Raw genomic sequence first — 22,400 nt, 5'->3', positions numbered from 1 at the left:
AAAACACACCCTGGCGCGGGGTGGAGCAGCCCGGTAGCTCGTCAGGCTCATAACCTGAAGGCCGCAGGTTCAAATCCTGCCCCCGCAACCAAAACCTCCTCATCTCCATCATATCTAACTGGCCGAAAAGCTTCGCTTGTCCACGCCAGACCGTGACTCCTCCCTGTGGCTCATAACCTGAAGGGTGAGGAGGATAAGGAATTGATCCAGTGAATCAATTCCCCGACGAACGGGACAAATCCTGCTCCCGCAACCAAACATTCCAGAAAAGCCCCGCAAACAATGCGGGGCTTTTGACGTTTTAAGAACTGAAAAGATCGGAAGAGGGCGCTAGACGGGTACGTTCACAGCCACGAACCCACACAGGCACAGGGCGTAGTTTACCCCGTAAAGACATCAGCAAAGGCTGAAGAGCCCTTCAGCGCAACAAACCCAAAACAAGCCCAGGACCTCGAAATAAGCCAGAGCAAAACAAGACACAGAAAAACCCCGCTGCGTAAGCAGCGGGGCTTGCCACGTTTAATGTTCACGATGTGAGAGGAGGGCACTCCCCTGTGGTCAGGTCCCCGCCTCACGCCACACAGAATGACCGCCGCCAAGCTCAACATGATCGAGTTGCGGCGCCACATAATCAAGTGACTTCACCGGACTGGGGAGCTCGCCCTCATTGGCTACAAACAAACGACGCTCACGATCCGGATCCGCAACAGGAACTGCCGACATCAGCCGACGCGTATAGCCATGCTGCGGGTTCTCGAAGACCTGCGCCCGCATGCCAGTCTCAACAAAACGACCGGCATACATAACCGCGACGCGGTGACTGATCTGCTCAACAACGGCCATGTCATGGCTGATGAAAAGATAGGACACGCCCGTCTCGTTCTGGATGTCCTGCAAAAGATCCAGAACCTGCGCCTGAATCGAAACATCCAGAGCCGCAACGCTTTCGTCCGCTACTATCAACTTCGGCGACAACGACAAAGCACGCGCAATGCAAATGCGCTGACGCTGGCCGCCGGAGAACTCGTGTGGATAGCGCTTCATCTGATCTGCAGACATGCCGACCCGGCGGAACAGATATTCAACACGGTCTTTCAGTTCACTACCCGATGCCAGACCATGGATCGTGAGTGGCTCGCCCACAAGGTCGCCAACCCGCATGCGCGGATCAAGCGAAGCATAGGGATCCTGAAAGATCATCTGAATATCACGCAGCACCGGTCGCATCGCTGTGCGGCTCAAACCCTTTGTGCTCTTGCCGTCGATGCGGATATCGCCGCTCCACGGAACCAGATTGAGCAGGGCTTTGCCGGTGGTTGACTTGCCACAGCCGGATTCACCGACCAGTGACAGCGTTTCACCGCGATTGACAGTAAAGGATACACCCTCCACAGCATGAACGCGGCGGACAGGGCGCTGTAAGATGCCGCCCTTTATGTCGAAGCGAACAACCAGATTTTCGACTTCAAGAACGGGGCGGGATGGCGCAGGCGCTGGCTCGGCTTTTGGTTCGGCTGGCGCGCGTGTTGGCTTATCGGTGCCGGTCATTTCGCCCAGCCGCGGCACAGCGGCAAGCAATCGCTGCGTATATTCGTCACGAGGGTGATGGAAGACATCGCGCAGCGGGCCTTGCTCGACCTCTTTGCCCTTGTTCATCACGAGAACATGGTCTGCCATTTCGGCGACGACGCCCATATCATGGGTGATGAGAATGACCGAGATACCGTTCTCGGCTTGGAGCTTGCGAGTGAGTGCAAGGATCTGCGATTGGACCGTCACATCGAGCGCGGTCGTCGGCTCGTCGGCGATGAGGATTTCCGGCTTTTGGGCAAGCGCCATGGCGATCATGACGCGCTGGCGCATGCCGCCGGAGAGTTCGTAAGGGTATTGCAGCAGGCGGCGGCTGGAATCGGAAATCTGAACCTGATCGAGCAAGTCTTTGCAGCGCTGCTTCAGCGCCGCACCGGACAGGCCGCCATTCGGGCCAGCTTCATTGGCGACTGCTTCCGCCAGTTGTCGCCCAACGGTCAGAACCGGGTTCAGCGAGGTCATGGGCTCCTGAAAGATCATCCCGATATGACGCCCGCGCACACTGCGCATCTGGTTTTCGTTGAGCTTGAGAATATCGCGCCCGTTCATCATGGCGGTGCCACCGGTGACGCGCGCCAATGATTTGGGCAAAAGCTGCATAAGCGAGAGCACGGTCATGGATTTGCCTGAACCGCTTTCTCCGGCAATACACAAGGTTTCCCCGGATTGCAGATCAAAGGAAAGTCGGTCGACGACAGTGCGTGCACCGTCGGGTGTCGCAACCTGCGTCACCAGATCTCTTACCTGCAGAAGCGGAGAAGGCGTGTTCATATTTGTGCTCGCTGAGTGATGGAAGAGGGCGGCCGGAACCGCCCCTTATGCCTTATTCGAAAACGGAACGCGGGAAGTAGAACGATACGACCCAGTTCGGCTGATCGACGATTTCGCTGATGCGCAGATCACCGCAGGCCGAGCAGAGCATATAGGCGTCCACCGGGTTGAGGTTCTGCGTTTGGCAAAGAAGGTCGATCATATTGGAGAGGGCAGCTTTCGCGCCTTCCCATAGATCGGACCCGATACCGGTGGTGACTTCGTAACCCTTGGTATCGAGGTGCCGCGTCACTGGCCCCGGCGTGGTGAACCGGGGCATCCTCAGTGGCGTATCCTTGATGAGATCCAGCGTCAGAGTGACATTCATCGCGCTTTCGATGGCGGTGCCGCAGACTTCGCCGTCGCCCTGTGCCGCATGGGTATCACCAATGGAGAACAGAGCGCCTTCGACTTCGATCGGCAGATAAAGCGTGGTTCCGGCTGCAAGATCGCGAATGTCGAGATTGCCGCCGACGCGACGCGGCGGCACAACCGAATGCAGGCCCTTTTCCGCCGGTGCGACGCCGATGGTTCCGGCGAACGGCTTCAGCGGAACACGGGCATGTTCTCCGAAAAGTGCTGGCTCCAGCGTTGTCGGATTGTAGTTCCACAAGGCCAGCGCCGGTTCCTTGAAGTCTTCGGTGAGAAGACCGAAGCCCGGAATATTTGCCGTCCAGCCGAAACCCGAAGGCTCGAACTGGTGGATGGTGATTTTCAGAACATCGCCCGGCTTGGCGCCGTCGACGAAGATCGGGCCGGTAACCGGATTGACCTTGGAAAAGTCCATCGTCGACACATCGGCGACCGTGCTGCCGCGATGATAATGCCCCGCGCCGCTGTCCAGACATTCGAATTTCAGGGTCGAGCCGGGCGCAACCGTTTCAGCCGGCTGGAACGAGTTGTCCCAGCCGAAATGATGATGCCGACCATGAATGGTGTAATGGCAATTATTGCACATCTTTTGCGTAAACCTCGTCGTAATTGACCGGGATGTGGACAGGATCGACGAAGATCGCGTCGGGACCGCCCAGACGTTCGGAGCGAACCGAGAAGCGCTCCTCGTTGAAGATCGGCGCCCATGGCGCGTCGTCCATGATCTTCAGATAGATATCGCGCCACATGGCTTCGCGCTCTTCCTTGCGGGCCGGGTCAACGATGGCGTCCGCTTCCTGCGCTTTCTTGTCCAGCTCTGCATTGCAGTACCACGACCAGTTCCAGCCGCCCTGTACCGCACCGCTGCAACCCAGGATCGGGCCGTAGAAGTTGGACGGATCGGGGAAGTCGGCAATCCAGCCCATGCCGCCGGACCAGACCATGGGCGCACCGTCAGGCTCACCGCCAGCTGCGATGACATTGGCCTGCGCCAGCGACTTGATCGAGGCCTTGATGCCGATAGCGGCCAGATCCTGCTGGATGGCCTGCGCAATGCGCGGCTGCGGATCGGTATTGGCGACGAACAGCTCGGTTTCGAAACCATCGGCCACACCGGCTTCGGCAAGCAGCGCCTTTGCCTTTTCAGGGTCGTAAGCATAGCCCTTATAGTCCTTGGCATAGCCCGGCATCGACGGCGGCAGCGGCTGATTGGCCGGAACAGCACGACCGTTGATGATACGGACGATGCGGTCCTTGTTGATGGCCATGTTGACGGCCTGACGCACCTTCACATTGTCGAAAGGCTTGATCTTGACGTTCATGGTCACATAGCCAGTGTGCAGCTGACCGCCCTGAATGATCAGGTCCTTGAACTTCGGATCCTTGGTGACTTCGATGAACTTCGCAGGCGGAATGCCGTCACCCGGAATGTCGACTTCGCCGTTCTGCAAACGCAAAAGGGCAACAACCGGTTCCTGACCGACCTCGAAGGTGATCTGGTCGAGCTTCGGCAGCGACGGATTGTAATAATCCTTGAAACGCTCGAAAACGATGCGCTGGCCGAGCGTCCATTCGGTCATCTTGAAAGCGCCGGAACCGACCGGATGCTTGCCGAAATCTGCGCCGTATTTCTCGACTTCTTCCTTGGGCACAATATGGGCGAAATTCAGCGCCAGCACATGCAGGAAGGTCGCGTCCGGACGGCTCAGTTCGAACTTGATGGTGTAGGGATCAACCACGGTGATGCCGGAAAGCGCCTCGGCCTTGCCTGCTGATGCATCCTCAAAGCCGACGATGGAGCCGAAGAAGCCAGCGCCGGGGCTCTGGGTCTTTGGATTGACGACGCGTTCGATGGAATATTTGACGTCATCGGCGTTCAGTTCGCGACCGTTGTGGAACTTCACGCCCTTCCGCAGTTTGAAGGTGAAGGTCTTGCCGTCGTCGGAGATCGTGTAATCTTCCGCAATTTCTTTGCGCAGATTGGTAGTGCCCGGCTCGTAGTCCATCAGGCCGTCGAACAGCGACTTGATCATCGACCAGTTCTGCCAGTCGTAGCCGATGGCAGGATCGAGCGTCGAGACGTCATCCTTATAGGTGACGATCATCGAGCCGCCCTGTTTGATGTCGGCGGCCTGCGCGCCGAACGAGATGGCGAGGCCGAGCGCCAGCGCCGATATGTCGGATAGAAAAGTCTTTTTCATTGGTGTCCCTTTCTCTGGAGTCTTTTGGTTTCACCGCAGCTTGATGCGCGGATCGATCAGTGGAGTGATGAGGTCGGCGATGAGATTGCCGAGAACAATGGCGAAAGCGGAGACGATCGTGACGCCCATGATGATGGGAATGTCGACGCGCTGGATCGCCTGCCAGGCAAGCTGACCGATGCCGGGCCAGCCGAACACGCTTTCAACGACGACGATGCCTGACATGAACAGGCCGATGTCGATGCCGATCATGGCGATGATCGGCAGGATGGCGTTGGGCATGGCGTGACGCAGCAGGATTTTCCAGCGTGCCAGCCCCTTGGCGCGGGCGGTGCGGATATAATCCTGACGGAGAACATCGAGCAGCGAGGAGCGCATCATGCGCGAATACCAGCCTGCGCCCAGAAGGCCGAGCGTCAGGGAAGGCAGAACGAGATGCATGAACGTTCCGTAGCCGCCAATCGGGAACCAGCCGAGCTTAACCGCAAACACGTAGAGCATCAGAATGCCGATGACGAATTGCGGGGCCGAAACGCCGACGAATGAAAAGATCATCAAGGCATTATCGGTGCGGGTGCCGCGCCGGGTGGCCGCAATGACGCCCATGGTGAGACCGATGGCGAGTTCCGAGAAGATTGCTCCGGCCATCAGCAGCAGGCTGGCTGGCAGACGCGACCAGATCAGCGCTGCCACTTCGGTTTTCTGAAGATAGGAGCGTCCGAGATCGCCCTGAACGAGCCCCTTCAGATAGCGCAGATATTGCTCATAGAAAGGCAGGTTGAGGCCAAGCTGTTCGCGAATATTCTCGACCGTCTGTGCTGTCGCGCTACGCCCGGCAATCTGGCGCGCCGGATCGGCTGGCACCAGATAGAGCAGGATGAAGGTCACGAAGCTGATGCCGATCAGGATCATCATAGTCTGGATGAGGCGGCGGGCGATATAGGCGAGCATCAGTGGTGTCCCTGCTGGGTTGGGTCGAGCACATCGCGCAAGGCATCACCGACGAGGTTGAAGGCGAGCGCCAGCAACAGGATTGCCGCGCCCGGAATGAAGACGAGCCAGGGTGCGCTCGTGAAATAAGTCTGGTTTTCGAAGATGATATTGCCCCAGGAGGCCGTCGGCGGTTGCACGCCGATGCCGAGGAAGGACAGCGTCGCCTCCAGAAGAACGGTGGTGGCGATACCGAGCGTGGCCCAGACAATCATCGTGGAAAAGAGATGCGGCAGGATATGCTTCAGGATAATGCGGGGCGCACCCGCACCCATCGCGCGCTCGGCCTCGATGAAATCGCGTTCCGAGAGAGACCGGGTTTCCGTATAGAGCACGCGTGCAATCTGGACCCAGTTGACCATGGCGATCACCATCGCGACGATCCAGAGGCTCGGCTTGAAGATTGCGGCGAGCACAATAGCCAGCAGCAAAGCGGGGAAGGCCATCATCAGATCAGTAAACCGCATCAGCACGGTTTCCACCCAGCCACGGAAATATCCGGCGCAAATGCCGACAGTCGAGCCGATAAGCACCGCGATACCATTGGCCACCACGCCGATGATCAGCGAGGTCTGCGCACCATAGATCAGGCGGGAGAACAGATCGCGCCCGACGAGATCGGTGCCGAACCAGAATTTCAGGTTGGGCGCGAGCGGCGCGCCTTCCAGCGTCAGGCCGTCGAAGAACTGTTCGTTGGGATCGAAGGGAACGACCCACGGCGCGAAGAGCGCGGCTGCGACAGTGATAACGATGACCACAAGGCCGAAAGCGGCCAATGGTCGGCGGATGATGCGGCCAAGAACGCCGCGTTCGGCTTTTTTCTGGCCGACCGGAAGAGTGTCAAGCGCGCTCACGATCGTTCCCTGTCTGCTTTTCGTTCAGAAAGCGTCGGGCAAAGGCCTCGACACTGATGCGCTCCGCCATCGCGGCAAGGCGCAGTTTCTGATAGGCCTGTCTGGCGGAAATATTGTCGGCGAACATCAGGATCGCGGTTGCCTGCGCAATGGCTTCGCGCCCCGCAAGGCTTTCGCGCAGTTCGCCGATTTCGGTTGCCAGCGCATGGCGGCGCTGGAAATTGTGCATGGCGATGACCAGAGCGCTGTAAACGCCCGCATTGCCGATTGGCTTCAAAAGCTGCGCATCCGCGCCCTGATTGAGCGCCCAGCCGATCCGGCCCGGCGCTTCCGAGCCGATCAGGGCGACTGTGGGCACGGGGGCCTGTTGCGGCGGCCACGGAAACTGCTCGTCATATCCCATATCGACATCGAAGAAGACGACGTTGAACCGGGAAATGTCGGCGTGTTCAGGCAGGTCCGGCCAGCATTCAACGGCGTCCACGCCGATGCGGCGCAACTGCTGCACAATCGCATCGACATTGGTGTGGCGGCGATGGACGATCAGCGCGGTCCAGTTTTCGAATGCGCCCCAACTGGCGACGGTGAAGGCTTGGTCTGTCATAGTCATTTGACGAGCCTCAGAAAGCCGGGCTGCTGGCCCGGATTGGCGGATGTTTGAAGATGCGTTCGCGCCATGAACGGGTCTGGCTGAATGGCGACCTCGGCTTCATGCACGATTTCAAAGCTGCAATCTTGTCTGGCCCGTCCGATATGGGCGGGCAGGGCGATATGGTTTGTCCGCGGTTCGACCAGCACATCGCCGAGCGGCGTGCTGGTGGTATGCGTCTGAACTGCGGCAAGCACTTTCTCGACATCGTCGGTACCGGCCCGCTCGATACCGGCGGCGATCATAAGGACGCTGGAATAGGCCTGAGCAAAGATAGCCGAAAGGCTGCCGTCAAAGCCATTGCTTCTGACGGCTTCCAGAAAGGCGCGATTGGTTTCGCCCGGCAGCGTGCGGAAATAGCAGCTTACGCTGTAATTGCCCTCGGCGGCATCACCGACATGCTCGAGCTCGCTTTCATAGAGATTGCAGCTCAGAACAGGCCTGACATCGGTGCGGAAATCGCTGTTTCGGCGGCCCAGTTCCGCATAGGCCCGCAGGAACGTATAGGACGATTCACCGATCAGATTGTTGAGGATGAAGTCGGGCTTCTTGCTTTCGATTTCCCGGATGAGATGGTCTATATCCGTGTCGCCGATGGCAATGGCGCGCTCGCCGAGAACTTCGCCGCCAGCCGCATTCAGCATTTCGCGGGCGAGGCGATTGGTTTCCCAGCCCCAGATATAGTTCGAACCGAGCAATATGGCGCGATTGCCGAAACGGGGCACAATGAAGTCGATCAGCGGTACAAGATGCTGGTTGGCGCAGGCCGCCGCATATACGACGCGATCGCTGGCTTCAAAACCTTCATAGACACACGGATACCAGAGCAGCGCGTCGCGCTTTTCGACAACGGGAATGACTTCCTTGCGGCTCCAGGATGTGGTGCAGCCGACGATGTGTTTCACGCCCTGTTGCGAAATCAGTTCTTCGCTCAGCGGCGCGTAACGGTCGGGGTTGCCGCTCGGGTCGGCAATGAGCGGAACAAGATTGAACGGAAGTTCACGGTCATTGACGGCCTTGATCGCAGCCATAGCTCCGCAATAGCCCTCGTAGCCCAGTTTCTGATAGGGACCGGAGTGCGAAAACAGGACGCCGACAGGAATGTCTTTTTTGTTGCTTTGAGACATGCGAAAAGCCAAACACAAAAACCCCTCCGGAATTTTTAGATTCCGAGAAGGGCCCAAATGCCAAATAAGAATTTAGCCCGGAAATTACTGAATTTCGGGCATTTCCGTCAAGCTATTTCTTTTTGCTGTTATTTTGAGCAACATTATTGTTTTTTATGCAAATGCATATGAAGGAATATTGTTTCCCGCGGTTCCATCCGCCCGGTTCTCAGGCAAGGCTCTCACACACGCAGTTTTGCCTTGTTCGACGGGGGTGAACCGCGATAAGCCGCTGACAGATAAATAGCACCGTTTGACGGGACACATACCATGACGACGCAGACCACCAGCCACGGCCTCAATGACCTTTCCTCACTTGTTCAACAGCTTTCGGACAAGGTGGAGCCGGATCTGATCGAGATCCGCCGTGACATTCACGCCCACCCCGAAACCGGCTTCGATGTGGAGCGAACGGCTGGCGTGGTGGCGCGCGAGCTGGATCGTCTCGGCATCGAGCATCAGACCGGCATTGGCCGCACCGGTGTTGTGGGGCTGATCAAGGGCGGGCGTCCGGGGCCGACGCTGGTTATCCGTGCCGACATGGATGCGCTGCCCATTGAGGAGCAGACCGGCCTGCCTTTTGCCAGCACCCATCAGGGCAAGATGCACGCCTGCGGTCACGATCTCCACACGGCGACGCTGATCGGTATTGGCAGCGTGCTCAAGGAAATCGCCCCGCGCCTGAGCGGCAATGTGAAGCTGATGTTCCAGCCAGCCGAGGAAACGCTGGAAAGCGGCGCCCGCGCCATGATCGCGGACGGCATTCTGGACGGTGTCGACTACGCGCTCGGCTTTCATAACCAGCCTGAAGAACCGACCGGCACTTTCACCTTCGTGGAAGGCGTGGCCAATGGTTCGTCGGACGAATTTGACATCACCGTTCATGCGGCTTCCGGCCATGCGGCCCGCCCGCATCAGGCCGTCGATCCGATTGTCGCGACGGCGCAGCTCATCAACCAGTTGCAGACAGTCGTATCGCGCGAGGTCGACCCGATGCATACGGCTGTGCTGACCATCGGTTCGATCCATGGTGGCCACACCCACAACATCATCCCGGATGCGGTGACGCTGATGGGCACTGTCCGTTGTCAGGATGCTGCAACGCGCGATGTGGTTGAGGCTGCGGTGCGCCGCATCTGTGCGGGGCTTGAAGCGTCCATGCGGGTGCGCTGCGAAATCAATTATGTACGCGGTGTGCCGTCAATGGTGTCCGATCCCTATCTGATCGAGACAACGGGTGCTGCCATTCGCGAACATTATGGCGACGTTTATTTCAAGCGCGGCGGCAGTCTCGGCTCGGAAGACTTTGCTCTGGTGGCCGAGAAGGTGCCATCGTTCCAGCTGGGCGTCGGTGCGTCGCAGGAAGGCCGTAACGACAAGCTGCACAATTCCGATTACCAGCCGGACGAACGCTCGATTGCAAATGGTGTCGTTGCGTTGTCGCTGGCGGCGCTCCGCATTCTTTCCTGATATAAAAAAGGCGGCTGAAAAGCCGCCTTTTTCTTTTGAACCTAGAGCATTTCCAGCAAAAGTGCGTAGCGGTTTTGCGTAGGATAATGCGTAAAAACAAATAGATAGAGCGGTTCCACGATTCCGTTTTAACCGGAACCGCTCTAGACGCGAACTTACGCGCAGAGATATTTGCTCGACAATGCGTGGATGTGGTCGGTGCCGATGCCGCAGCAACCGCCGATAATGCCTGCGCCATTCTTCACCCAGCGCTGCGCCCAGACGCCATAGGCCTCCGGATCGAGATCGGCGCGCACTTCCGTCACGGTTGCATTGGCTTCCTCGTCGCCCTGCTGCGACGGGAAGGCGTTGGCATAAACGCCGACCGGAATATCTTTGCCGAGTTCATCGAAAACTTTTTTCGCAGCCAGAATGGCGGCGTCCATGACTTCCGGCATGGCGCAATTGAACAGCAGCGCTTCTGCGCCGATTTCCGCGGCCAGACGCGCACCTTCGGCAACGGTTTCGCCCGAACGAAGCTGGGCCTCGCCCATATCTTCCGGCGCAACATCGTCGCGCAGCGTATAGGAAACCCATAGCGGCTTGCCGGTGCTGCGGGTGGCCTCATGGGCAGCCTTCACTTCGGCGAGGCTGCTCTGGGTTTCGGCAAGCCAAAGATCAACCGATGGCGCAAGACCGTCAACCAGAACGCCGAGCAATTCACCCGCACGGGCCGGATCGAACAGGTCCGGCTGGTAAGAGCCGAAGACCGGCGGCAACGAACCGGCAACCTTCACGTCGCGGTCGGACGCATCGGCGGCTTCGCGGGCAATGGTGCCGGAAAGGGCTGCGAGCTTGTGACCATCCGCGGCAAAGCGCTCTTCGCCGATATGGAATGGCACGACCGCATAGCTGTTGGTGGTGATGACATCAGCGCCAGCGGCAATATAGCCGTCATGCACTTCGCGCACGAATTGCGGGCCTTCCATCAGGGCAAGCGCCGACCATTCCGGCTGGCGGAACGGTGCGCCGACGCGCTCCAGTTCGCGGCCCATGCCGCCGTCGAGAATGATTGCCCCGGTGCGCGCGTTGTTGGTCATGAGGTCTTGTCCTTTCAGATATTGTCCTGTGCCGTGCTGGCGCGTGCGGCAATGATGCCGTCGAGCCAGCCGGGTTCCATTTGCGGAACAGAAGCCAGAAGTTTGGCCGTATAGTCGTCGAAGGGCGGCGTCAGCACGCTGGCCTTTGGGCCATAGCGTACCACCCGCCCGCGATGCATGACCGCGATACTGTCGGCGATGGCGCGCACGATGGCCAGATCGTGCGTCACAAAGAGATAGGATGTCCCGGTCTCGTTTTGCACCCTGCGCAGGAGATCGAGAATACCTTCGGCCACCAGCGGATCGAGCGCCGAAGTGGGTTCGTCGCAAAGCAGCAGCTTTGGCCGCGCGGCAAGCGCACGTGCAATGCAGACGCGCTGTTTCTGGCCGCCGGAAAGTTCAGCCGGATAGCGCTCCAGAACGGTCTGCGGCAGTTCAATGCGATCCATCAGTTCGGCCACGGCCTTGCGCCGGTCCGTACGGCCCATGCCGAAATAGAACTGCAATGGCCGTCCGACAATGTCGGCAATGGTGCGGCGGGGATTGAGCGCCAGATCGGGCAGCTGGCTGATCATCTGGATATTGCGCAGCGTTTCCTTCGACCGGCCTTCAAGGCGTGGTGACAGAAGGGCTCCGTCAAAGCGAATTTCACCGGCGGTCGGCGGCAGAAGCCCGCAAACCACGCGGGCCAGCGTCGATTTGCCGGAACCGGACTCGCCGACAATGGCGAGGGTGCGGCCCTTTTCCAGTTCAAGCGAAATGTCGCTCAGCACCGGATTGGCGGGATCATAGGCAGCGCTGATCTTGCTGACGGTCAGGAGCGGTTCGGCAGCTCGTGGCTTGCCTTCCACTTCCTTCTGGCGCACGGCAACAAGCTGGCGCGTATAGTCTTCGCGCGGGGCATCGAATATCTGGCGAACAGGCCCCTGTTCGACCATGCGACCATGACGCAGCACCATGATGTCGTCGGCGATCTGGGCGACGACCGCGAGGTCGTGCGAGATATAAAGCGCAGCGGTGCCGGTGGTCTCGATGGCCTTTTTGATCGCGATCAGCACTTCGATCTGGGTGGTCACGTCGAGCGCGGTGGTCGGTTCGTCGAAGACCACAAGATCGGGCTTCGGGCACAGCGCCATAGCCGTCATGGCGCGCTGCAACTGGCCGCCCGATACCTGGTGCGGATAACGTTCGCCGAAATGCTCCGGATCCGGCAGGCCGAGCATGGCAAAGAGTTCTATCGCGCGCTTTCTGGCTTCCGCGCGTTTCATCAAACCGTGCCAGACGGTGGCTTCAATAACCTGATCGATCAGGCGATGGGCGGGGTTGAAGGCAGCCGCTGCCGATTGCGCCACATAGGCGACATGGCTGCCGCGCATCGCCTGCATGTCCTTGCGCGACAGCGACAGGATGTTGCTGCCATCAAGCGTCACTGTGCCGCCGGTAATCTGCAAGCCGCCGCGTGCATGCCCAAGGGCTGCAAGACCGATGGTCGATTTGCCCGCGCCGGATTCGCCGATGAGGCCAAGCACACGACCTTTGGCAAGGGTCAGGTCAACCTTGTCGACGACAATGCCGTCGTCGGAGCGGATTTCCAGACCGGTGATTTTCAGCAAGGGTTCAGCCCCAGTCTCAACCATTATCCTGAGCACCTCGCTTCAGGCTCGATGTGCGCTGCAAGACCCAATCGACAACGAAATTGACGCTGATCGCCAGAGCCGCAATGGTGCCGCCGGGAATAAGCGCGGCAAAGACGCCGAACATCAGCCCGTCCTTGTTGTCTTTCACCAGACTGCCCCAGTCTGCCACTGGCGGCTGTACGCCAAGACCCAGGAAAGACAGGGTGGAGAGAAACAGGATTGCAAAGACGAAGCGCAGCCCGAATTCGGCCAGCAGCGGCGACAACGCGTTGGGCAGGATTTCGTTGAAGATAATCCAGCCTTTGCTTTCGCCACGCAGGCGGGCGATTTCAACATAGTCCAGCACCACCACATCGGAAGCGATGGCGCGGCTGACACGGAAAACGCGGGTCGCTTCCAGCACGGCCATGACGGCGATGAGCACGAACACGCTTTTCGGCAGAACGGCGAGCACAACCAGCGCGAAGATCAGCGTCGGGATGGCCATCAGAAGATCGTTGGTGCGCGACAGAAGCTGGTCTGGCCAGCCCTTGGAGAGCGCAGCAAGAAAGCCAAGCGGCACGCCAATTGCAAAAGCGGCGATGGTGGATGCAGCGGCAATCGACAGCGTCAGCCGTGTGCCCCAGATAACGCGGGACAGAAGATCGCGACCGATATTGTCCGTGCCGAGCAGAGCTTGCGGTGAGGGACCTTGCCAGACAGCGCCCACCACTTCCGAAATCGGATGTGGCGCCAGAAAATCTGCGAAAATGGCGACGAACAGGAAGAAGGCGATGCCACCGAAACCGATGATCGCCAGCAGGGCTGAAGATTGCTTGCGCTTTTTCATCGCGGGTGCCTCAGCCGTGGATTGGTCAGGATCACGATAACATCGGCGATGATGTTGAGGCCGATATAGACGGCGGCAAAGATCAGACCGCAGGCCTGCACCACTGGCACGTCACGCTTGGCGACGTGATCGACCATATATTGCCCCATGCCGGGATAAACGAAGATCACCTCGACCACCACGACACCGACCACCAGATAAGCGAGGTTCAGCGCAATGACATTGATGACCGGCGACAGCGCGTTGGGCAAGGCGTGTTTCAAAAGGATGCGCCAGCGCGGCAGGCCTTTCAGCTGTGCAGTCTCGATATAGGGCGACGACATCACCGAAAGCAGCGAGGCGCGCGTCATCCTTACCATATGGCCGGTGACGGCAATCACCAGCGTCATGCAGGGCAGGGCCACAGCCGTCAGGCGCTGCCAGCCGCTCATCGACGACGTGACGAGCGCGCTCGATGGCAGCAGGCCGAGCGAAATCGCCAGATAGGCGATCAGGATATAGGCCACGAAAAATTCCGGCAGCGATATGGTGGCAAGCGTTGCCACGGCTATGCCCCGGTCGATAACCGTACCGGCATAAAGAACGGAAATGATACCGAGCAGAAGCGCCAGCGGTATCGCGAACAACGCCGACATGGCGGCAAGATAGAGCGTGTTCGACAGGCGCGGCGCGATGCTTTTGGCGATGTCCTGCCGGTTGGAATAGCTGCGGCCAAGATCGCCTTGCACGGCATTGACCAGCCATTCGGAATAGCGCTGGATTGCCGGTCGCTCGAGGCCCAGTTCCTTGCGGATGCTTTCGACGGCTTGGGGGGTGGCCTGCTGGCCGAGCATCGCGGTTGCCACGTCGCCGGGCAGGATTTGTGTGCCTGCAAAAATGACCACTGATATCGCCCAGAGCAACACGATGCCAAGCAGAATGCGTCGCACGATCAGCCTGAGAAGCGAGTTGCTGCGCAGAAAACCACCGGAACGTTTGCGTGAGGAAGGCCTATAGGCTCCCGCGACGGCGGCTTGCGCGTCGAAATCGGGTCGCTCTGTCGGCATGTCTGTCATTCGTGGCTCAGTGTTGGGGCGTCGATCTGTCCCGGAGAAAACCTTGCGGCAAAAGGGTTGCCCGGTTCGGGACCTGCAACGTGTTAATGGTTCACCGCGCCGCTGCCAAGCCCTGTTTGGACCTCACATCGATTTTCTATAAGTTTGCTTCCGGTTCGGAATGTATCTCAAGGACAAGCAGGGAGATAAAAAGCAAAAATCCCGGACGAAGCCAGGATTTTGATAGAGCCTGCTGGAAACTGGAGCGGGCGAAGGGATTCGAACCCTCGACCCCAACCTTGGCAAGGTTGTGCTCTACCCCTGAGCTACACCCGCTCGCGCCAGTTTCGACCTGAAAACGTTTCCGAAGGAAGTCGTTTCCGTCAGGCAGGCGGTATATGAACCAACGCATTGCAGATTGCAACAGGCAAAACGAGCCTTTCGATGGAAAATTTTTCATCGCTGTGGATGAATGAAATCATGCCCCCACACGACCGGCGCTGAGGCGTGAAAAGCTGATTACCGATGCAAACAGCGCAAAGCCCGAAGCGATGAACAGAATATAGGGCGTGCCTTCCACACCCCATTGCGACAGCAGGAAAGCCACGAAGGCTGCACCCAGCGACTGGCCGAGCAGGCGGGCGGTGCCGAGCATACCGCTTGCAGCGCCAGAACGGGCACGCGGTGTCGAGGTGATCATCATGCGGTTATTCGGCGCCTGAAACAGGCCGAAGCCGATGCCGCAAATGGCCATGCGCCAGCAAATATCGCCAATCGTTGGATGGGCGGGCAACATGCCGACCAGTGCCAGCCCGGCGGCAAAGGTGATGAGGCCGAGCAGGCCCAGAATCGCCGGGGAATGTTTATCCGAAAGCTTGCCGGACAAAGGCGCAACCAATGCCAGCGCAATCGGCCATGGCATCATGAGAAAGCCGACCTCGATCGGCTTGAAACCAAACACGGTCTGAAACAGGAATGGCAGCGAGATGAAGGCCATCATCTGCGCCAGAAACGACATGATCGATGTGCAGATCGAGAGTGTGAACACCGGAATGCGCAGCAGATCGAGTGGCAAGAGCGGATCTGAGGTGCGCAGCGAACGGCGTGTCAAAAGGATGCCTGCCACGAGACAGGCCACAGCCTGAAGCACGACGACGGTTTTGCTGATTTCGTTACCCGCGCTGTCGATGGTCGTGATCAGAAGGCCGATGGTCAAAGCGCTGAGGACGGCGCTGACGACATCGAACTTGCGCGCTGAGCGCTCGTTTTCCGGCAGGGTCCGGATGCCCATCGCAACCGCTGCAATGCCGAGCGGAATATTGATGACGAAGAGCCAGGGCCAGGTCAGCGAGGACAGGATGACGCCCGCAAGCGTTGGTCCAATGGTCGAGGAAACCGCGACAAAGAGAGCATTGAGGCCGATAGCCGTGCCGAATTTCGCTTGCGGAACTGTATAGCGTAACAGCGCAGTGTTGACGCTCATAAGCCCTGCTGCGCCCAATCCCTGCACGATACGCGCAAGGGTCAGCGTTTCGAGCGAGCGCGCGAAGACGCAAGCCACCGATGCGACCGTAAACAGTGCAACGCCCGCCAGATAGATGCGGCGATAGCCATAGATTTCGCCAAGCGCTGCCAGCGGCAACAGGCTGATGACGATGGCGAGCTGGTAGCCGTTGACGATCCAGATCGAGGCGGCGGGACCGGCGGAAAAATCGGCGGCGATTGTCGGCAAGGCGACATTGGCAATGGTGCCGTCGATGACGGCAAGCGTCAAGCCGACCATCAAGGTAGCCCATGCCCAATAGATTCTCGGCTTGGGCAATCCGTCCGGTGCGACGGACGTGCCTTGCTTGATGACGGTTTCGTGCTTCATGTCATTGACCAGTCTAAGGGATGGCAGCAACCTTAACCCGATTGGGAAGGTGAGCAAGCTATCTAACTCAAAATTGCCCGCCGAACACCGTTTTTGCCCGATAAATTGATCGGGTAACGCTATTGTGTGCCGTTTGCGGGCGAAACAGGCAGGTTCATCACCCGCGCATAGTGGCGGGGGTTGAAACTGAGATAGAGCGGGCAGATCGCCGCGACCAGTACAAGATGCATGATCCAGCCCGCAGCAAAGCCGCCGGTGATGTTGTGGAGCAGTGCAGTTGCGACAGGCCCAAGTGCTGCAATCAGAAAACCGCCGCCCTGCATCATGGCGGCCAGAGCACCTGCTTCATCCGGTTTCGGCAAATGGTCCAGCGAGGTGATCATCGCAAGCGCGAAACTGCCGCCGAGACCAGCGCCGCAGATCGCCGACCACAGAACGGGCGAGATATCGGGCGCGAAGGCAAGCGCGGCGAAGCCGACGGCCTGCATCAACAGGCTGAAAAACAGCCATGGGCGACGGTCGACGCTGCGTCTTGCGAGCATGGGCAGCGCAAAGGCGCTCAACGCCTGCGCAATCGCCATGGTGGCGACAAGGCTGCCCGTCGCCGAGGCCTCAAGCCCCAGGGTTTGATAATAAGGCGCAAGCCATGCGACCATGGAGGAATAACCAGCATTCACAAGGCCGAATGCGGCCATCAGCGCCCATGTGCGCGGACGCCGCAGCAGTGTGGCTGTGATGCCCGACTTTCGGCTTGATGCTTTCGCTTTGCTTGGGCGGTCTTTCAGGATCGCTACGGCTGCGACCAGCGCGAGTACGGCGGGAATGGCCAGCAAAGAGAGCGCATAGCGCCAGTTATGGGCCGCACCGGCAAACCATGGCGCCAGTCGCGCGCCGAGCGCGCCGCCGCCCATGATCGTTGCGGAATAAAGTCCAGTGATCGTGGCGATGGACGACGGAAATCTGGCCTTGATGAGGCCGGGCATCAGCGCCTGTATCATGGCAACGCCAGCGCCGCAGAGAACAGCCGTGATAATCAGCGACAGGCCGTCCGGCACGATACCGCGCAGCGCCGATCCGGCTGCAAGGATTGCAAGTGCTGCAAACATGCTGCGGCGTGTGCCGAAAAGCGACTGGATGCGCGGGGCGACGAAAGCACCAAGCCCCATCAGCAGCATGGGCAGAAAGGTCAGCAGCGAAAGCGCACCGAAACCCATGCCGGTATCGGCGGCAATATCTGACAGAACCGGCCCCGGTCCCGTCAGGAAAGGCCGCAAATTGAGGCCGATCAGAGCGACGAGCGCGACAAGAGCAATGGGTGCGGTCTGGTTGCCGCCGGTGCTGGCATGGTTGTTCTGCATGATGAGACTTTATTGTGTGCCGCTGCGATCCTGCCATGAGCGAAGGAGGCGCTCGCCTTCTTCCGATGGGCAATGTTCAAAGCGGATACCGGTCTGCGCGCTGACGGGCTTGGCCAGTTCGGCGGCGATTTTGGCGGTGGAAAGGCCATAGGGTTCGGCCTGCTCGTTGGAATTGGCAAACAGGATCTTGTCGACGCCCGCCATGCGCATGGCCGCGAAGCACATGGGGCAGGGCTGGCCGCTGGCATAGACGGCGCAACCGTCAAGACGCGGCGATTGCAGGGCCTTGCCTGCCGCGCGCAGCGCCAGCAATTCGGCATGGGCGGTCGGGTCGCATTCGGCCTGCATGCGGTTGACGCCGGTGGCAATGACGTCTCCGTCCTTGACCACCACAGCGCCGAACGGACGCCCGCCCTGTTCGATATTGTTGAAGGCAAGCGCTATGGCCTGATCGAGAAAGGCGCGGTCGGTGCTCATTTCGCGCCTGCCTTTTCAAGAAGGGCGACCATTGGCGCAAAGCCGCGCTGGCGCGCATGCTGCAATGACGTCACGCCGTCCTTGTCGGCAAGGTTTACATCGGCACCGGCATCGATCAACTGCCTGACGATTTCGACATGGCGTTCGCCGCCATCGCCCAGAATGACGGCTTCCAGCAAGGCGGTCCAGTGAAGCTTGTTGACGTGATCGACATTCACGCCTGCCGCGATCAGCGTGCGCACCGTCTCGACATGGCCGCGCTCGGAAGCCGGGATCAGCGCCGTTCCGCCGTAACGGTTGGTGCTTTTCAGGTCGGCACCGTGCGCCAGCGTCAGTTTCAGGATTTCGAGATGGCCGCGCGCACCTGCATAAAGATAGGGGCTGTCATTGATCGCGTCCTTGGCATTCACATTCGCGCCCGCCTCGATCAAAGCGCGAGCGACGTCGATCTGATTGGCGTGGGTCGCGGCGAGCAGGGCCGTTTCGCCATTTTTGCCACGCGCTTCAAGATCGGCTCCGGCCTTGATGGCGGCATTCACGGCGGCGAGGTTGCCGCTGCTGGCTGCTTCGATAAGGCCGGTTTCGGTTTGTGCGATGGCCTGATGGCCGGGCAAGGTGGGTTCGCTCATGACAATCGCTCCTGCAATCAATGCCAAGGCACTTAAGCTGAATAGTGTTCGGCGCATTTGCGGCCCTCCTTGGTTGATCGTTTTCATACAGCCTGGCAGTTATATTTGAAAATTAAATGTTGAACTGATATTCAGTGGATTTATGAATACTATGTTCAATCTCGATTTGATGCGGGCCTTCGTCACCGTTGTCGACAGCCGGAGCTTCACGGTTGCAGCGCAGCAATTGCATTCGACGCAATCGACCATCAGCCAGAAAATATTGCGGCTGGAAGAGGCCGCGGGACAGGCCTTGCTGGAGCGGGCGCGGCGCGATGTGCGGCCCACCGATGCCGGGGAAAAGCTGCTTGGCTATGCGCGGCGCATGCTGCATCTGCATGATGAAGCCGCAGCCGCCATGACCGGTAGTGCGCTTGCGACGGTGTTTCGTCTGGGGCTGCCGGAAGATTTCGCGTCGCGGCTGGTCACACCTGCCTTGGCCGCTTTCATGCGGGAACATCCGAATATCAAACTGGAAGTGACGAGTGGTCTGAGCCGCGACTTGCAGAAAGGTTTTGAGACGGGTGATTTCGATCTCGTGATGGTCAAGCAAAAGCGTGGCGAGACGGTTGGCAAAATGCGCTGGCCGGAGCCTTTGACATGGCTTGAGAGTGCGGATTTTCCGGTGTCTTCGATGTCGCGACTTGAACCGCTGCCGCTGGTCGCCTTTCCGCCGAACGGGCTTTATCGCAGCGACATGATGGAGGCGCTCGACCGGATCGGCAGGCCGTGGCATGTGGTGTTCACCAGTTCCAGTCTCGTGAGCATTCAAAGCGCTGTGGCGGAGGGACTTGGCGTCAGCCTGTTGCCGATGCGCGTTATTTTGCCTGCCCATCGCGCCGTGCCGGAGCTTGCGGGCCTGCCTGCGGTCGAGCCGATGGAAATCGTGATCCGGCACATGGATCACGGCCCCGAACAGATCAGGCAACTGGCGGGGATACTGGCCGAAACCGTCGAAAACTGATGATCATCATTCGAAGCGGGATCGGAAACGATTCATCCTCCGGAATGATCCTTACTCTCTGTCTGCTTTTCCCAGAATGATAGGTCGTCAACAGACTTTCATCTTTTCAGAAAAGCCGCCGAAAATTGGATTGACCGATTTTGTATCCAGGATATAGTTTGAGAAAAGTTGGGAGGCTTTTCGATTGTCGGCTTATGAATGGCGTAGTCAGACCCGGTTGCTGGACGAAGTGGCAGAGGCGCTTCGGGAGCGAATCTATGCGGGCGTTTATGCGCCGGGCGCGATCCTCCGGCAGGAGCATATCGCCACCGAATTCGGCATCAGCCGCACGCCTTTGCGGGAAGCCTTGCGTGTTCTGGAACGTGACGGGCTGGTCATCCATCTGCCGGGCAGGGGGGTGCGTGTCGCCTCCGCCGATCTCACCCGCCTGATCGACGCCTATGCCGTGCGTGAAGTGCTCGACGGTGTCGCTGCGCGCTTTGCCGCCGAGCGGGCGAGTGATGCGGATATCGCCAGATTGCGTACCCATGTTGCGGGCCAGTCGGCAGTGGTCGATCCGTGGGATCCCAAAGCCTATACCCAGTCCAATGTCGATTTTCACATGGCGGTGATGAACACCGCAGGCAATGCCTCGCTGATCGCCTTTGTGCCGCTGTTGCGCATGACATCGCAGGTTTTCGCGCCGTCCTTTTCGCTGTCGGTAGACCGTGCGCGCGACGCCATCCGCGAACATGGCGCTATCGTTGAGGCCATTGCCGCGCGCGATGGTGAGCAGGCTGAGCGGCTGGCGCGGGCGCATATCCGCGCTACCACTGCAAGATTGGAGGCGGAACAGCCTCTTCGGGAGAATGAAGATGAAGCATGAGAACCAGACGGGAGGAGCTGGCTTGCTCCGTTATGGCAATTTCATCGCGGGTCAGTGGCACGATGCGGCTGGCGGCGAACATATCACCGTCAAGAACCCTTCCGATGGCAGCGATCTGGCGCTGATCGCGCGCGGCACCAAGGCCGATATCGATCAGGCTGTGGCGGCCGCCCGCAAGGCGCTTTCCGGCGACTGGGGCAAGCTGACCGCGACCGAGCGTGGCCGTGTGCTGCATCGCATTTCGGAAGAAGTGTTGAAGAACATCGATCTCCTGACCGATCTGGAATCGAAGGATGTTGGCAAGCCGGTCACTCAGGCTCGCGCCGATGTGGTGGCGCTGGCGCGTTATCTCGAATTTTACGGCGCATCCGCCGACAAGGTGCATGGTGACACGCTGCCCTATCAGAACGGTTTTACTGTTCTGTCGATCTATGAGCCGCATGGCGTCACGGGCCATATCATTCCGTGGAACTATCCGATGCAGATCCTGGGTCGCAGCCTTGGCGCAGCGCTTGCCATGGGCAATGCAGCTGTGGTCAAGCCTGCCGAAGAAGCCTGCCTGACCATTCTCGAATTTGCGCGTATTGCTGAAAAGGCTGGTCTGCCGGTCGGCGCGCTCAATGTCGTGACCGGGCTTGGCGCGGAAGCAGGTGCCGCGCTTTCCGAACATCCCGATGTTAACCACATCTCGTTCACGGGGTCGGTGCGCACGGGTGAAGCGGTACAGGCCGCAGCGGCAAAAAACACGGTGCCGGTTACGCTGGAACTTGGCGGAAAATCGCCGCAGATCGTTTTCGCCGATGCCGATCTCGACCGCGCTTTGCCGTTTCTGGTCAATGCGGGCATTCAGAATGCCGGTCAGACGTGCTCGGCTTCGTCGCGCATTCTCGTTGAGCGCAGCATTTATGAAGATGTCGTCGCACGCATGAGCGAACGCTACCGCGCGCTGAAAGTTGGCCCGGCCAGCGCCGATCCGTCGGTCGGTCCGGTCGTGTCGCAGCGCCAGAAGGCGATTGTCGAAAGCTATCTCGATCTGGCGAAGGAAAGCGGGCTGGCCATTGCCGCGCAAGGTGTGCTGACCGAGGATGCACCGGAAGGCGGGGCCTATGTGTTGCCGACGCTGATCCGCGACGTGCCTGCCGATCATCGTCTGGCGCAGGAGGAAATCTTTGGCCCGGTGCAGGTTATCCTGCCTTTCGACACGGAAGAAGAAGCCATCGCGATTGCCAATGGGACGTCATACGGCCTCGTCTGCGGCATCTGGACCAATGATGGCGGACGTCAGTTCCGCCTGGCGCATGCGGTCCATGCCGGTCAGGTCTTCATCAATAATTACGGCGCTGGCGGCGGCATCGAACTGCCGTTTGGCGGCGTGAAGAAATCCGGCCATGGCCGCGAAAAGGGTTTTGAGGCGCTTTACGGGTTTGCCTCGCTGAAGACGATTTCCGTGTATCACGGTTGAATTAGCATTTTCAGGGAAAGTGGGAACCGGTTTCCCGTTCGAAAATGCGCTG

Annotated in this window: 19 protein-coding genes and 2 tRNA genes; 5 read left to right on the top strand and 16 right to left on the bottom strand. The window is 59.3% G+C overall.

Features of this window, described 5'->3' with window-relative positions; all coding sequences use genetic code 11:
* Window positions 1-14: 14 nt before the first annotated feature.
* A tRNA-Met gene (locus tag FHW03_RS20360) sits at window positions 15-91 on the top strand.
* Window positions 92-558: 467 nt separating this feature from the next.
* On the opposite strand, the gene FHW03_RS20355 is transcribed toward FHW03_RS20360, so the two are convergent.
* The 7 genes from FHW03_RS20355 to FHW03_RS20325 are packed head-to-tail and all read right to left on the bottom strand — an operon-like array spanning window position 559 to window position 8,593.
* Window positions 559-2,361, bottom strand: a complete 1,803-nt coding sequence (locus FHW03_RS20355) for an ABC transporter ATP-binding protein (RefSeq protein ID WP_182522271.1) — start codon at window positions 2,359-2,361, stop codon at window positions 559-561.
* A gap of 52 nt (window positions 2,362-2,413) precedes the next feature.
* The gene (locus tag FHW03_RS20350; RefSeq protein ID WP_182522270.1) at window positions 2,414-3,358 is read right to left on the bottom strand and encodes an acetamidase/formamidase family protein; all 945 of its coding nucleotides are present in this window, start codon (window positions 3,356-3,358) and stop codon (window positions 2,414-2,416) included.
* On the bottom strand, window positions 3,348-4,973 hold the full coding sequence (locus FHW03_RS20345; RefSeq protein WP_182522269.1) for an ABC transporter substrate-binding protein: 1,626 nt from the start codon (window positions 4,971-4,973) through the stop codon (window positions 3,348-3,350). The genes FHW03_RS20350 and FHW03_RS20345 overlap by 11 nt, the downstream gene beginning before the upstream one ends.
* A 30-nt stretch (window positions 4,974-5,003) precedes the next feature.
* The gene (locus FHW03_RS20340) at window positions 5,004-5,924 is read right to left on the bottom strand and encodes an ABC transporter permease (protein ID WP_182522268.1); all 921 of its coding nucleotides are present in this window, start codon (window positions 5,922-5,924) and stop codon (window positions 5,004-5,006) included.
* A complete protein-coding gene (locus FHW03_RS20335) occupies window positions 5,924-6,754 on the bottom strand; it encodes an ABC transporter permease (RefSeq protein ID WP_377515320.1) in 831 nt (276 codons plus the stop codon). Before FHW03_RS20335 ends, FHW03_RS20340 begins: the two co-directional genes overlap by 1 nt.
* A gap of 49 nt (window positions 6,755-6,803) precedes the next feature.
* The gene (locus FHW03_RS20330) at window positions 6,804-7,421 is read right to left on the bottom strand and encodes an ANTAR domain-containing protein (RefSeq protein ID WP_182522281.1); all 618 of its coding nucleotides are present in this window, start codon (window positions 7,419-7,421) and stop codon (window positions 6,804-6,806) included.
* 2 nt (window positions 7,422-7,423) lie between these two features.
* The gene (locus FHW03_RS20325; protein WP_182522267.1) at window positions 7,424-8,593 is read right to left on the bottom strand and encodes a transporter substrate-binding domain-containing protein; all 1,170 of its coding nucleotides are present in this window, start codon (window positions 8,591-8,593) and stop codon (window positions 7,424-7,426) included.
* A 309-nt stretch (window positions 8,594-8,902) separates the two neighbouring features.
* On the opposite strand from FHW03_RS20325, the gene FHW03_RS20320 reads away from it, so the two are divergent.
* Window positions 8,903-10,102, top strand: a complete 1,200-nt coding sequence (locus FHW03_RS20320; protein ID WP_182522266.1) for a M20 family metallopeptidase — start codon at window positions 8,903-8,905, stop codon at window positions 10,100-10,102.
* 155 nt (window positions 10,103-10,257) lie between these two features.
* Here the strand turns inward: FHW03_RS20320 and FHW03_RS20315 are convergent, their stop codons facing one another.
* From FHW03_RS20315 to FHW03_RS20275, 9 genes are all read right to left on the bottom strand, one after another.
* Window positions 10,258-11,181 carry a homocysteine S-methyltransferase family protein gene (locus FHW03_RS20315; RefSeq protein ID WP_182522265.1) on the bottom strand — a complete coding sequence of 308 codons (924 nt, stop codon included), beginning with the start codon at window positions 11,179-11,181 and terminating at the stop codon, window positions 10,258-10,260.
* A 14-nt stretch (window positions 11,182-11,195) separates the two neighbouring features.
* Window positions 11,196-12,818: an ABC transporter ATP-binding protein gene (locus tag FHW03_RS20310; protein ID WP_182522264.1), complete on the bottom strand. Its 1,623-nt coding sequence runs from the start codon at window positions 12,816-12,818 to the stop codon at window positions 11,196-11,198.
* Window positions 12,811-13,647 carry an ABC transporter permease gene (locus FHW03_RS20305; protein WP_138787270.1) on the bottom strand — a complete coding sequence of 279 codons (837 nt, stop codon included), beginning with the start codon at window positions 13,645-13,647 and terminating at the stop codon, window positions 12,811-12,813. The genes FHW03_RS20310 and FHW03_RS20305 overlap by 8 nt, the downstream gene beginning before the upstream one ends.
* The gene (locus FHW03_RS20300) at window positions 13,644-14,693 is read right to left on the bottom strand and encodes an ABC transporter permease (RefSeq protein WP_182522280.1); all 1,050 of its coding nucleotides are present in this window, start codon (window positions 14,691-14,693) and stop codon (window positions 13,644-13,646) included. The genes FHW03_RS20305 and FHW03_RS20300 overlap by 4 nt, the downstream gene beginning before the upstream one ends.
* A gap of 249 nt (window positions 14,694-14,942) precedes the next feature.
* A tRNA-Gly gene (locus tag FHW03_RS20295) sits at window positions 14,943-15,017 on the bottom strand.
* A gap of 142 nt (window positions 15,018-15,159) precedes the next feature.
* On the bottom strand, window positions 15,160-16,554 hold the full coding sequence (locus tag FHW03_RS20290; protein ID WP_182522263.1) for an MFS transporter: 1,395 nt from the start codon (window positions 16,552-16,554) through the stop codon (window positions 15,160-15,162).
* 119 nt (window positions 16,555-16,673) lie between these two features.
* A complete protein-coding gene (locus tag FHW03_RS20285) occupies window positions 16,674-17,912 on the bottom strand; it encodes a cyanate transporter (protein ID WP_182522262.1) in 1,239 nt (412 codons plus the stop codon).
* Window positions 17,913-17,921: 9 nt separating this feature from the next.
* Complete coding sequence (locus FHW03_RS20280; protein ID WP_182522261.1) at window positions 17,922-18,389, bottom strand: nucleoside deaminase; 468 nt, start codon at window positions 18,387-18,389, stop codon at window positions 17,922-17,924.
* A complete protein-coding gene (locus tag FHW03_RS20275; RefSeq protein WP_377515312.1) occupies window positions 18,386-19,018 on the bottom strand; it encodes an ankyrin repeat domain-containing protein in 633 nt (210 codons plus the stop codon). The genes FHW03_RS20280 and FHW03_RS20275 overlap by 4 nt, the downstream gene beginning before the upstream one ends.
* 151 nt (window positions 19,019-19,169) lie before the next feature.
* Here FHW03_RS20275 and FHW03_RS20270 point away from each other — a divergent pair, with 151 nt between their 5' ends.
* From FHW03_RS20270 to FHW03_RS20260, 3 genes are all read left to right on the top strand, one after another.
* A complete protein-coding gene (locus FHW03_RS20270) occupies window positions 19,170-20,021 on the top strand; it encodes a LysR family transcriptional regulator (protein WP_377515310.1) in 852 nt (283 codons plus the stop codon).
* Between the two features lie 184 nt (window positions 20,022-20,205).
* Window positions 20,206-20,886, top strand: coding sequence for a GntR family transcriptional regulator (locus tag FHW03_RS20265; RefSeq protein ID WP_078339873.1), 681 nt, complete (start codon window positions 20,206-20,208; stop codon window positions 20,884-20,886).
* Complete coding sequence (locus FHW03_RS20260) at window positions 20,876-22,348, top strand: aldehyde dehydrogenase family protein (protein WP_182522258.1); 1,473 nt, start codon at window positions 20,876-20,878, stop codon at window positions 22,346-22,348. The genes FHW03_RS20265 and FHW03_RS20260 overlap by 11 nt, the downstream gene beginning before the upstream one ends.
* Window positions 22,349-22,400: the final 52 nt, after the last annotated feature.

The organism is Ochrobactrum sp. RH2CCR150, from assembly GCA_014138095.1.
Classification (GTDB): Bacteria; Pseudomonadota; Alphaproteobacteria; order Rhizobiales; family Rhizobiaceae; genus Brucella; species Brucella gambitense.
Note: the sequence above shows the minus strand (reverse complement) of the source record. Positions and strands in the feature narration are given on the sequence as shown.